An 11,928-nucleotide genomic window follows, 5' to 3' on the forward strand; every position below is an offset into this window, starting at 1 on the left:
ACGCTCAAGACAATCAAAAATAAGTGATCGGGTGTTACCTATGTGGTTGATCCCTTCATCCCCCAGCGTACGGCACTTCGCTGAGGCTCAGTGTTCCCTCGCTACGGTGCCCATCCGGGGGCATCGCCTACGGTTTGCTTCGCTGCACCTCCTCTCGATGCATGCGGCTTCGCCGCACGGCGCTGCGCGCCTCCCCCCGGATGAACACCTCCACTCAGCCTGCCGACGGGCCTTGAGGTCAAAAGCTTTACTCGAGCTAACGCTCATCGTGTTGAGTGGGGCGGCTTCGCCGCATGGGGTGTGCGCGAATAAAATTGTGGGAGCCAGCTTGCTCGCGATGGCGGCCTGACAGCCGACCAATCTCTAACGATGACACCCGATCCCACTGTGGGAGCTGGCTTGCCAGCGATGGCGGCCTGACAGCCGACCAATCTCTAACGATGACACTCGATCTCACTGTGGGAGCTGGCTTGCCAGCGATGGCGGCCTGATAGCCAACCAAATTTCTAACTGAAAACACCCGATCCCACTGTGGGAGCTGGCTTGCCAGCGAAGGCGGCCTGATAGCCGACCAATTTCTAACTGAAAACACTCAATCCCATGTAGGAACTGCCGAAGGCTGTGATCTTTTGATCTGGCTCTGGCTCTGGCTCTGGCTCTGGCTCTTGATGTGGCTTTTGATCTTCAGCCCCTTCGGCAGGCCGAGCGGAGGTGTTCATCCGGGGGGAGGCGCGCAGCGCCATGCGGCGAAGCCGCATACATCGAGAGGAGGTGCAGCGAAGCAAACCGTAGGCGATGCCCCCGGATGGGCACCGTAGCGAGGGAACACTGAGCCTAAGCGAAGTGCCGTACGCCGGGGCAAAGCCTTTTGGGTTACCTTTTCGGCGTTTGGAAAAGGTGACTCGCTGTAAGAGCGAAACCGCCAGCGGCAGCACCCGAAGAAACGGATATTCACCCAATATCGCCAGCACAAATGGATATTCACCCAATATCGCCAGCACGAACGGATATACACCCAATCCCGCAAAAAACACCAGATCAAAAGATCGCAGCCTTCGGCAGCTCCTACACTGCTATTTACGGCTTATCCCACAAGCCCAGACAACCACCCAAAAAGGAGTCTGCCCCCATGCCCGATAGAAAATGTGACTGCCCAAACTGCAAATGCACCATCAAGGAAGGCGAACACGCCTACGCCGTGCACGGCAAACACTATTGCTGCGAGGCTTGCGCGCATCACCACAAGGGCGGTGAAGAGTGCTCAAGCAAAGGCTGCCATTGCGCCCACCCCAAATAACCGCGCGCAAAAAAAAGTGGAGCCTAATCAGGCTCCACTTGCAGTTTCAGGCTTTCATCATCCAGCCGTTCGGTATGGCGAACCGTGCCTTGCAGACGCCGGCCTTCGACCCTGACCACCACGGTTTTCGCCTGGTCGAGGTCCTCCGGTAACGGCGCCGGCACGCGCAAGGCGAAGCGATAGGGGTCGTCTTCGACAGCTTCAAGACCCACCTGACAGTCCACGCTTCTGGTGATACGTCCGAAAAAGGTGTCCAGGCCATAATCCAGATGCGCCGGGCTGAAGATGCTGGTCATTGTGTACGCCCCCAAAGAGTCCCCACTGCCTGGCGAGAGTCTAGCTCGCCGGTCGCCATGTGACGTTTTCCACGCCGAATTTCTCCGCCATCGGTTTGCTGGTCTTTTGCACTTTTTCCCGGCCGAAACGCGGGATGCGACCCACGCCGGCATCACAGCTTGCCCAGTGCCACGCCTCGGCGTTGTCCATTTTGTCCGAGCGGATAATGAACGACTTGGGCGTGCCGTGAAGGGTGTAATCGATGACAAACAGTTTTGCGTTGTTCATAAAGCCCGTATTCCTCCCTGTGGTATTAGAAGGATCGCGGCGCGTCGCGAAAATTCATTCGGATTGTCCGACGGTATCTATCGTTGGCGGCGCTGTGACCGACTGGTTACCATGCGCCTTCCGCCAACCCCAATGAATACTCGCCATGGCCCTCGCCGCACCCCCCGATCTGACGGATACCGATGTGCCGGTGCAACCGCTGGCGCGTACCTATCCGCGTGGATTGTTCATCGAGCCGCACGAGCATGTCTGGGGGCAGTTGCTGTATGCGATGAGCGGGGTGATGTGGGTCGAGACCCCGCATGAGGCGCTGGTGGTGCCGCCGCAGCGGGCGGTGTGGTTGCCGCCTGGAGTGCCCCACGGGATTCGCGTGGTGTCGGACTTGCAGATGCGAAATATCTACCTGCGCCCGGTGCTGGCGGCAACGCTGGATGCGACGGTACAGGTGATTGAGGTCGGTGGGCTGCTGCGTGAGTTGATCGTCGGTTTGGTGGAGCAGGGTCACAACGGCGAGCCGGCTTATTACGACGCCTTGGTCGGGCTGGCGTTGCTGGAACTCAAGCGTGCCCGGCGCTCGCCATTGAAGATCCCGCTGCCCGACGATTCCGACCGGCGTTTGATGAACCTGTGTCAGGCGGTGATGGCGGCGCCGTCGCTGGACATTCCGTTCGAGCAGCACGCGGAAAACGCCGGAGCCAGTGTGCGCACGCTGGCGCGGCTGTTCAAGGACAGCCTCGGCATGGGCTTCGCTGAATGGCGGCGGCAGGTGCAACTGGCGACGGCGGTGGCCGAGTTGATTCAGGGCGTGCCGGTGAATGCGATCGCTCGGGAGCTGGGGTATTCGCCGAGCAGTTTCAGTGACATGTTCCGGCGTGAGTTGGGGGTGGCGCCTTCGCAATTCTCCACTGATTGAACACAATCCTGTGGGAGCTGGCTTGCCAGCGATGGCGTCGGCACATTCAACATCTTCATGGCAGACAAATCGCTATCGCTGGCAAGCCAGCTCCCACAGGGTTTTGTGGTGACTTTCCAGGATTTGGCCGAAATTCAGAAGTCCTTGGCCGACACCTCTGCCCATCCTTCCCTAGACTTTGCCCATTCCTTTCACGCGGCGGAGTTTTCCATGAACTACCTGATTTCGCTGGCCATCGGTCTGGGCGTCGGCCTGCTCTATGGCGCGCTGGATTTTCGCTCCCCGGCGCCACCGGCCATCGCGCTGGTGGGGCTGCTGGGCATGCTCGCGGGTGAGCAGCTGTGGCCGCTGGGCCGGCAACTGGTCGCCGGTTGGTTGTCCTGAATGTCCTTTTTTCCTTTGGTGGATGTCCTCATGAAAGCACTGCAATTCGATAAAACCGGCGACCTGTCCTCCCTGCGTTTCGTCGACGTACCGACCCCGGTGCCCGGCGCTGATGACGTGCTGGTCGAAATCAAGGCCGCCGGTCTGAACCCCAGCGATGTGAAGAACGTACTCGGGCGGTTTCCCTACACCACATTGCCACGGATTCCCGGGCGCGATTTTGCCGGTGTCGTGGTCGAAGGCCCGCAGGCGTTGCTCGGTCAGGAAGTCTGGGGCACCGGGCGCGAACTGGGCTTTTTTGCCGATGGTTCGCACGCGCAATTCGTCAAATTGCCGACCAATGGCGTGGCGCATAAACCGTCGCACTTGAGCTTCGCTCAGGCGGCCAGCCTCGGCGTGCCTTACACCACCGCTTGGGATGCGTTGGAGCGCAGCCTGGTGAGCGCTGAAACCCGTTTGCTGGTGATCGGCGGTGGTGCGGTGGCGACAGCGGCGTTGGCATTGGCCAAGGTGCGCGGCGCGCAGATCCTCGCGGCTGCGCGGCGGCTGGAGCAGGTCAAGGCGTTGCAGGCACAGGGCTATGCGACGATTCAGCTGGATAAGCCCGAAGACCTCGGCGCGCAGGTCAACGCGGTGTACGGCGGCGGCGCTGACGTGGTCTTCGATACCACCGGTTTCTGGCTGCCCGCCTCGGTGGCGGCACTGGCAGCGTTCGGCCGCATCGCGATCATCGCCGCGCCGGTCGACGGCCACGTGCAATTGCCAGCGCTGGCGTTGTACCGCAAGGGCGGTTCGGTGATCGGGATCAACTCGCTGCTGTACGGCGTGCAAGCCTGTGCGGCGATGCTCGAGCAGTTCGGGCGGTTCTTCGATGAGGGGCTGTTGCCGTTGCCGCAGGAGTGGGTGGAAGTGCCTCTGGCGGAGGGGTTGGACAGCTACGCGAAGGTGAATCAGGGCAGTGGTGACAAGATCATCCTGATTCCCTGATCTTCCAGACACCGCATAACCTGTGGGAGCTGGCTTGCCAGCTCCCACAGGAATCGTTGTCGGGCTCAGGATTGTGGGACGCCGTTCTCCCATGCCGACCAGTTTTTCAGAATGTCCTGCACCAGCGGATTACCCGCGCGATAGAGGTTTTCCAGCGCCGGCACGAACCCGCCCTGATCGGCGTACTTCAACAGATTGTCCACCTCACTGCCGCCCGGAGCAGGACGGTCGAAGTCAGAGCCTGCACGCACCACGGCCAGACGCTGCACATCCACCAGACCTTCGCGACTGGCACGCAGCAGCGCTTCGTAGGTGGAGTTGTCTTCCTGTTGGGTGGTGCAGTATTCGCCCTTGTTATCGGTCAGCAGTTTGGTCCAGACCTCGGCGCGTTCGCTCAGACGCGTGCCGGAGAACCAGGTGTTGCCCGCCAGCGTGTCGCAACGGGTGACCACGGGGGGCTGATTGGCCGGTGCTGCCGGGTATTTCTGGCGCCACGCGGCCGATTCCTTGCTCTCGCTCAGTTCGACCTTGTGGCTCAGGGCGAAGGCCTTGGCCTGCAGTTTCGGGTTGAGTTCGAAGACTTCGGTCTTGTAGTCCAGCGGCGGTTTTTCGTTCGGGCCTTTCGTGTTGATGCCGAGGTAACCGGTCGGCCAGTTCGATGGCGCATCGCGCGAATCCAGCTCCCACTGGGTGCCGAACTCCACCAGGTAATGCGCCCACGCGGCGGTGCCGATGGTTCCGTGTTTGGGGCTGATGCCGGCAATCCCGGCAATCAGGAAGTAGCTTTTGCGCAGGTCGAATTTCGGCGACAGCGCCAGTACCAGGGTCGAGGCGGCGGCGTTGGTCTGGCCCATGCCGGTGGTCATCAGGCACACCTGCTGCGTGTTGCAGCGAATAGTCGGGTATTCGGCCGACAGGCCCGGCACGCGGATTTCCTGCTTGAGCTCGAGGCGATCGATCCAGTGCTGCGCCTCCGGGGCGAACATGGTGATCAGCACCACTTTCGGTTGAATCGGCGCCTCGCCCGACCAAGCGTTGGAAGAGAGCAGGGCCGCAGCGGCCAGTGATACACGCGTCATTGCTTTCATGATGGCTCCTGGATTCAGAACTGATAACCGATGCCGGCGTAGTAACCCCAGCCATTGGAACGTGCGCGGAAATTGCCGTCGCCAAAATTCAGCTCGCTGCCGTCCTCCCAGTTGCCGCCGTTGTGGAAGTAGCGGCCAACCAGGGTGAAACGCAGGTGGGTGAACGAGTACAGCAACACATTGGTCGCCACCGTGGCATTGGCGGTGCGCGCCGGGTTGTCCTTGTGCAGGTCCGAACCGAAATCGAAGTTGGTGAAGCCGATGTAGGTCAGCGAGGCGCCGTTGCTGAATTTGTCGATCGGCACGATGTACTTCAGCTGCGCGCGGTAGCCGTCCCACGAATATTCGTTGCTGGCGCCGTAGTTTTCCCACTGGTAGCGCCCGTACAGGTTGGCCGACAGGTTGACCCGCGAGTGGGTGTCGATGTCGGTACCCAAACCGCTGTACAGCGTGTTGGCGCGGTTTTCCTTGCGGCTGCCGTGGTCGTAGATCCAGTCGAACGCCACGTACCATTCCTTGAACGGCCCGATGGCCAGGCTACGGCCGGCGAGGTAGTCGATGGAGATGCGCGGTTCGTGCTCCATGAACACCGGCGAGCCGTGATCCCACACGCCTTTGTCGTGGCTGTTGCCGATGTTGAAGATCTTCGGAATGTCGATGTAGCCGTACAGCTCGAACGGACCCTTGCGCCCGAAGTACTCGTATTCCAGGTAAATATCATCGGCCGGCTGCGGGCCGAAGCTGATGTCCTTGCTGCCGATCAGCATCAGGTCCTGGTTGTACCAGTCCGACAGGTACGCGCCTTTTTTCGGCGGACTGGCTTCGGGGCTGAGGGCTTCGCCCTGGGCGGATTCCTCAGGCAGGGCAGGCTGCGCCAGCGCGGTCTGACTGAGAACTCCGGTAACGCCGGTCAGTAGCAGGGAAACAGCAAAGGTGCGCACACCGCGACGGCGGTGGCAGGAAGAAACGTGCATTCAAAGTCCTTTTTGCGGATCAAGGCCCGGAGCGGCGGGCCTGTACGGGTGTGTTACGAAAGTGGCGGCATTGACGCTTCGCAAACGTTTGCACAAGCCGTACCAATTATCAAAGTTGAAAACTGAAAAAGGTCGCAATGGCTTTGATTTTTGAAAGTGGGGTATCGCTTGGATTCGGATGGGAAACTGTTGCTGAATGTTAGAGATCTGCTTGATTAGTCTGTCGAATCTGCTTACTTTCGCACGCCTCGAAGGACGAAATTGACCACATAAGGAGTTGTTTGTGGAAGCAAGGTTTGGTGTTGGCCTCGGATCACGTATTTCCCCCCTTTCTCTTGCTGTTCACCTGAGCGTCGTCGGACTCCTGTTCGGCGGTTTCAGCGCACCGGCGTTCGCCAGTTGCGCAACCGTCGGCTCGTCCGTGACGTGCACCGGTGTGCCGACCTTGCCGCTGCTCCTCAACACCTACGCCAGTGCTGCCAACGGTCTGACGGTAAATGTCGATGCTGGCGCAGCGATGAATGCCGTTCCGGGAGGCTCCGCGATAGCCCTGACGGGAAGCAACGTCACGCTGAACAACTCCGGCACCATCGACCCGGCGTACACCGGCCCCATGTCGCAATTGAGCGGTGCTCTGTTGCTGGGGGCGAGTGGCGCGCCAGGCGTGATCAACGTGCTCAACAATGCCGGCGGTATCCTCCGTGGCACCGGCATGGTGCAGGGGCCGAACCTGACTGATCTCGGTGGCCTGGCGATCAATGTCGTCAACCCGGCGGGCGGCGTCACCCGAATTATCAATAACGGCACCATTACCTCAACCGGAGTCCAGCCCGGCATTCCTCTGGCCGATACTCCCGTGGTCGCGGTACACGGTGGTGGTTCCCAGGTGAACATGGTCAACGGCGCCACAGGCCAGATTACCGGGCGGGTGGCGTTCGAATCGTCGGCGGGTGGCAACGCATTCACCAACGCCGGCAGCATCAATGGCAGTGTTTCGCTGGGTGCGAACAGTCACAACACCTTCACTGCGGTGACCGGCTCCAGCGTTGGAATCGGTGATGGCGTGCAGAGTGGTGCCGGGCTCGGCGGCATGGCAGGCGTCGATCTGACCTTTGCCCCCACCGGGCAGATCGACGGCGGCGCAGGTGGCACCAACAACCTGATTCTGCAGAACACGGCCGGTGTCGGCGGCGGCACCAGCGGTGTCGGCACGGCATCGAGCGCCACCTACGTCAACTTCGACAACCTGACCGTCAACAGCGGCAACTGGACCTTGGAGGGGGCATTGGTCAGCGGCAGCACCACCCTCAATGGCGGTATTGCCCGGTTCAATGACAACGCCACGTTCGGTAACGGTGTCCTGACTTCCAACGGCGGAACTATCGAGGCCGGCAATGCCGGGTTGACACTGACCAACGAGATCAGCCTCGGGGCCGACGGCCTGACCGTGCAGGGCAGCAACGACATAACCTTGAGCGGGATGATATCCGGCAGCGGCGGTCTGACCAAGACCGGCTCTGGCAATCTGACGCTCGGGGCTCTGTACAACATCTTCAAAGGTCCTTTGAATATCGTTTCCGGCAACGTCTACGCGCATGACGGCGGCGCGGTCGGCCGCTATCCCATCGTCAACCTCAGTGCCGGCACCAATCTCTACGTTGAACGCAATCTCTCTCTCGGCGGGCTGAATGGCGCCGGTAACGTGTACGTGTCGGGCCAAGGCCTTTACGTGGGCAATGACGTCAGCAATACCTTCGACGGCGAGATCCATACGTCTCGCTTGATCAAAGATGGCACCGGTACCCTGACGCTCACCGGTAACAACGACTTTCATAATGGCTCAAGCATTGTCGATGGCGGTACCTTGAACGTCGGCGGATTGCTGAACAGCTCGGTTGACGTCAAAAGCGGCGCCACCCTGACCGGCAGTGGTTCGATTCAGCAACAGGTGCACATCGACGACGGCGGACACCTGGCATTGTCCTCAGGCACCACGATGTCCGTAGGCCGACTGATCCTCGATTCCGACAGTAATGTCGATGTGCGCCTTGCAACTCCATCGAGCACGCCGGTGTTGAACATCGGCGGCAACCTGACCCTCGACGGCAACCTCAATGTCAGAGACGCCGGTGGTTTCGGCGTCGGTGTCTATCGCTTGTTCAACTACACCGGCACTCTGACCGACGATGGCCTGACCGTGACCGACGTACCCTTGGGTTACCGTCTCGGCGACATGGTGGTGCAGGCGCTGAGTAACCAGATCAATCTGGTGGTCGCGGCACCGAACAGCAACCTGCGCTTCTGGGACGGCAGCCAGACCATCGCCAATGGAACGGTGGACGGTGGCAGTGGCACGTGGAGCGCCGGCGGCACGAACTGGACCCGTTCCAACGGCGCGCTGAATCAGTCCTGGGGTGACGACTTCGGCATCTTTCAGGGCGCGGCCGGCACGGTGTCCGTCAATGGCACTCAACGGTTCGCCGGTCTGCAATTTCTCACCGATGGCTACAACCTGGTGAACGGCACAGCGGGGCAACTGACCGCTGTCAACGGCTTCAGTGGCACTACGGTGATGCGGGTCGATCCGGGGGTGACCGCAACGATTGGTGTGAACATCAACGGCAGTGGCATTCTCAATAAAGTCGACAGCGGTACGCTGGTACTCAACGGCGACAACAGTTATTCCGGTGGAACCCGACTGGATGGCGGCACGCTGGTGGTCGGCAGCAACACGGCGCTGGGCAGCGGCGCACTGGTCGCCAATGCGGACACGCAACTGGAGAGCAACAAGGCCGTCGCGCTGGACAACGCGATCACTCTCAACAGCAACCTCACAGTGGGCGGCAATCACGACCTTGCGCTCAACGGCGTTATCAGTGGCACAGGCGGGCTGACCAAGAATGGCGCCTCCGTCCTGACGCTCGCCGGCAATAACAACTTCCTTGGGCCGGTGACGTTGAATGCCGGTGGCCTGCTTCTGGCCTCGAACACGGCGCTGGGTTCCGGCGCCCTGAAAGTGGCGAATGACGCCACGCTGGAAACGACGGGTGGCTTGAATATCGGCAATACGATGTACCTCACAGGCGACCTGCACCTGCTTGGCAATAACGATCTGACGTTGAGCGGTATGATCCTTGGCGAGGGTGGCCTGATCAAGGACGGTACAGGCAACCTGACGTTGATCGGAAGTAACAGCTCCTTCCGTGGAACGGTGTTGAATGGCGGGACACTGACTCTGCAAGACTATCGCTCTACGGGCCCAGGGCCTATCGTTGTCAACGGCGCATCGGTTCTCACCGCTATTGATCGGGTCGAGCTTACCAACCGCCTGGTGCTCAACGCTGACCTGACGCTCCCCGGCGACGTACCGACATCCCTGCGCGACGTCAGCGGCAGCGGTCGGCTGATCAAAAACGGTTCGTCCAGCCTGCACATCGTTGAGGCCAGAAACTGGACCGGTGGCCTCACGTTGAATGGCGGCTCGCTGAGCGCATTTTCCGGTGCTTTGGGCACTGGCAAGCTGATCGTAGGCGGTGATTCGAGTCTTGAATCGGGTAATCCGACGACTTTTGACAACGACATCGACCTCAACGCCAACCTGACGGTGACTCGCAGTCAATCTCTGACCTACGGTATGGTCTTCAACGGAGTGATTGCCGGCACCGGCACGTTGACCCATCTGAGCAAAGTTGATCTGAAACTGACGGGCGCCAACACGTTCAGTGGTCTCCTGGATTTCCGGGCCGGCAGCCTGACAACCGTCGGCGACTCGGCACTGGGCAACGGCGCCAGTCTCAACCTTGAAGCGCCTGCGACGCTCAATCTGGGTGGCTCGGCGAATCTGGCCAGATTGACCGGCTCCGGCACTGCATTGATCGGCGCTGGCCACACCTTGAGCATCGGCAGCAACGACGCCAGCAGCGCCTTCAACGGTCGACTCGGCGGAGCCGGTGCGCTGGCCAAACGCGGTACCGGGACCTTCCTGTTGACCGGCGATCAGTCGTTCAACGGCGCGGTCTCGGTGGATCAAGGCATGCTGCAGGTCGGCAGCCGCGCGGCGCGGGGCTCCCTGGGCGGGCAGGTGAGCGTGGCCAATGGCGCAATCTTGAGCGGTAACGGCAGTGTCGGTTCGGTGGTCAACCACGGTGTGCTGGTTTCGGGTGCCGAGGCCGGCACCCTGAGCGTGGCCGGCAACCTGACCAACGCCGCCGACGGCGTGTTGGCCCTGACCGTCAGTTCTCCGACCGCTACACCTCTGGCCGTTGGTGGTACAGCGGCGCTGGGTGGAAGCCTGCAAGTGAACAGCCTGACGCCGTTTACCGGCAACACGGTGTATTCGCTGATCACTGCCGGCGGTGGAGTGACTGGCACCTTTAGCGCGGCCGATCTGCCGCAGTACACGTTCCTCAATACAGCGCTGGTGTATGACGCCAACGCAGTGAATCTGGTGGTCAGCCGTAACGACACCTCGTTCGCTGACGCTGCGACTACCGGGAACCAGCGCAACACGGCCTCGGCGTTGACGCGCAATGGCCCGGCGGGCGCGGCGTTGCAGAACGAAATCGCCAACCTCAACGTGGCAGGTGCTCGGCAGGCCTTCGACAATCTGTCCGGGGAGATCCATGCGAGCACCGCCAGTGCGGTTCTCGAGGATTCGCGCTTCCTGCGTGAAGCGGTCAATGACCGTATGCGCCAGCCAACCTGCAGCGCTGCGGATGATCCACGCCGCACGCTGGCCCCGAGCGATACCCAATTGAGCAGCAACGGCTGTCACGGTGAAATGGTCGGCTGGGCCCGTGCCATTGGCGCATGGGGCGATATGGGCGGCGACAGCAACACGGCCAGTGTCGATCGTAGCCTCAGCGGTTTCATGCTCGGCACCGACAAGCAACTGGACGAGCAATGGCGCGCCGGTATGGCGGCCGGCTACACCCGCAGCAATCTCAATGCCCATGATCGAAACTCCGATGCCAAGGTCGACAGCTACCACCTGGCGACTTACCTGAATTCGCAGTTCGATGCCCTGGCAGTGCGACTTGGCGCCGCCTACAGCTGGCACCGTCTCGACACCAAACGTGAAGTCAACGTCGGCAGTTACAACGACCGATTGAAGGCTCGCTACGATGCCCGCAGTGCCCAGGTGTTCGGTGAAGTGGGTTACGCCATCAATGCGGCAGGTGTGGCCATCGAACCGTTCGCCGGTCTGGCTTACGTCAACTACGACAGCGACACCGCCAGGGAAAAAGGTGGAATGGGGCGGCTGAAGGGCGATGCCGATCAGGACATCACCTATTCGACCCTCGGTGTGCGTATCGGCAAGTTGGTGACACTGGCCAACGGCAGTCAACTGACCCCGCGAGCGGCCATCGGCTGGCGGCATGCCTATGGCGATACCCAGCCTGATGCCGACCTGACCTTCATCGACGGCGGCGCTTCGTTCAGCACCCAGGGCGCGCCGATTGCCAGAGACAGCGCGCTGCTCGAGGCCGGTGTGGACTTCCAGATCACCCCGACCGGCAAACTCGGCATCGGCTACTCGGGCCAGGTGTCCAGCGACAGCCACGACAGCGCGATGAGCATCAGCTTCAGCCAAAGCTTCTGATCGTTGCCGAAGCACTCAGACCGCCCGCCAGGGCGGTTTTTTGTTTCCGGGGTCAGAACGCGAAAGCGTTGAAAATCCCTCTGTCTGGCGCCTGAAAAAGCCCCCAACCCCTTGTTCAG

9 protein-coding genes are annotated in these 11,928 nt (G+C 61.0%); 5 read left to right on the top strand and 4 right to left on the bottom strand.

The features are described 5' to 3' along the window. Positions 1 to 1,129 precede the first annotated feature (1,129 nt). Positions 1,130 to 1,297, top strand: a complete 168-nt coding sequence (locus tag B1722_RS24855; RefSeq protein WP_080963240.1) for a metallothionein — start codon at positions 1,130 to 1,132, stop codon at positions 1,295 to 1,297. Between the two features lie 23 nt (positions 1,298 to 1,320). On the opposite strand, the gene B1722_RS24860 is transcribed toward B1722_RS24855, so the two are convergent. Continuing rightward, positions 1,321 to 1,593 carry a hypothetical protein gene (locus B1722_RS24860; protein ID WP_041074175.1) on the bottom strand — a complete coding sequence of 91 codons (273 nt, stop codon included), beginning with the start codon at positions 1,591 to 1,593 and terminating at the stop codon, positions 1,321 to 1,323. A 40-nt stretch (positions 1,594 to 1,633) separates the two neighbouring features. Then, complete coding sequence (locus B1722_RS24865; RefSeq protein WP_003223528.1) at positions 1,634 to 1,861, bottom strand: DUF6555 family protein; 228 nt, start codon at positions 1,859 to 1,861, stop codon at positions 1,634 to 1,636. 145 nt (positions 1,862 to 2,006) lie between these two features. Here B1722_RS24865 and B1722_RS24870 point away from each other — a divergent pair, with 145 nt between their 5' ends. The 3 genes from B1722_RS24870 to B1722_RS24880 all read left to right on the top strand — a co-directional run bounded on the left by B1722_RS24870 (position 2,007) and on the right by B1722_RS24880 (position 4,145). Beyond that, positions 2,007 to 2,774: a helix-turn-helix domain-containing protein gene (locus B1722_RS24870; protein WP_174377324.1), complete on the top strand. Its 768-nt coding sequence runs from the start codon at positions 2,007 to 2,009 to the stop codon at positions 2,772 to 2,774. Between the two features lie 210 nt (positions 2,775 to 2,984). After that, entirely contained in the window at positions 2,985 to 3,158 is a 174-nt protein-coding gene (locus B1722_RS24875) for a DUF1427 family protein (RefSeq protein ID WP_073471384.1), read from the top strand. Positions 3,159 to 3,188: 30 nt separating this feature from the next. Beyond that, positions 3,189 to 4,145: a zinc-binding alcohol dehydrogenase family protein gene (locus B1722_RS24880; protein WP_086794719.1), complete on the top strand. Its 957-nt coding sequence runs from the start codon at positions 3,189 to 3,191 to the stop codon at positions 4,143 to 4,145. A gap of 65 nt (positions 4,146 to 4,210) precedes the next feature. Here B1722_RS24880 and B1722_RS24885 read toward each other — a convergent pair whose 3' ends face one another. Then, positions 4,211 to 5,233 (bottom strand): purine nucleoside permease, encoded by a 1,023-nt coding sequence (locus tag B1722_RS24885; RefSeq protein ID WP_041074181.1) that lies wholly within the window; start codon positions 5,231 to 5,233, stop codon positions 4,211 to 4,213. Positions 5,234 to 5,247: 14 nt separating this feature from the next. Further along, positions 5,248 to 6,207: a nucleoside-specific channel-forming protein Tsx gene (locus B1722_RS24890; RefSeq protein WP_041074183.1), complete on the bottom strand. Its 960-nt coding sequence runs from the start codon at positions 6,205 to 6,207 to the stop codon at positions 5,248 to 5,250. 283 nt (positions 6,208 to 6,490) lie between these two features. On the opposite strand from B1722_RS24890, the gene B1722_RS24895 reads away from it, so the two are divergent. Continuing rightward, positions 6,491 to 11,809: an autotransporter domain-containing protein gene (locus B1722_RS24895; RefSeq protein ID WP_086794720.1), complete on the top strand. Its 5,319-nt coding sequence runs from the start codon at positions 6,491 to 6,493 to the stop codon at positions 11,807 to 11,809. Positions 11,810 to 11,928: the final 119 nt, after the last annotated feature.

It is taken from the genome of Pseudomonas sp. SCPG-7 (assembly GCF_002156405.1).
Lineage (GTDB): Bacteria > Pseudomonadota > Gammaproteobacteria > Pseudomonadales > Pseudomonadaceae > Aquipseudomonas > Aquipseudomonas parakoreensis.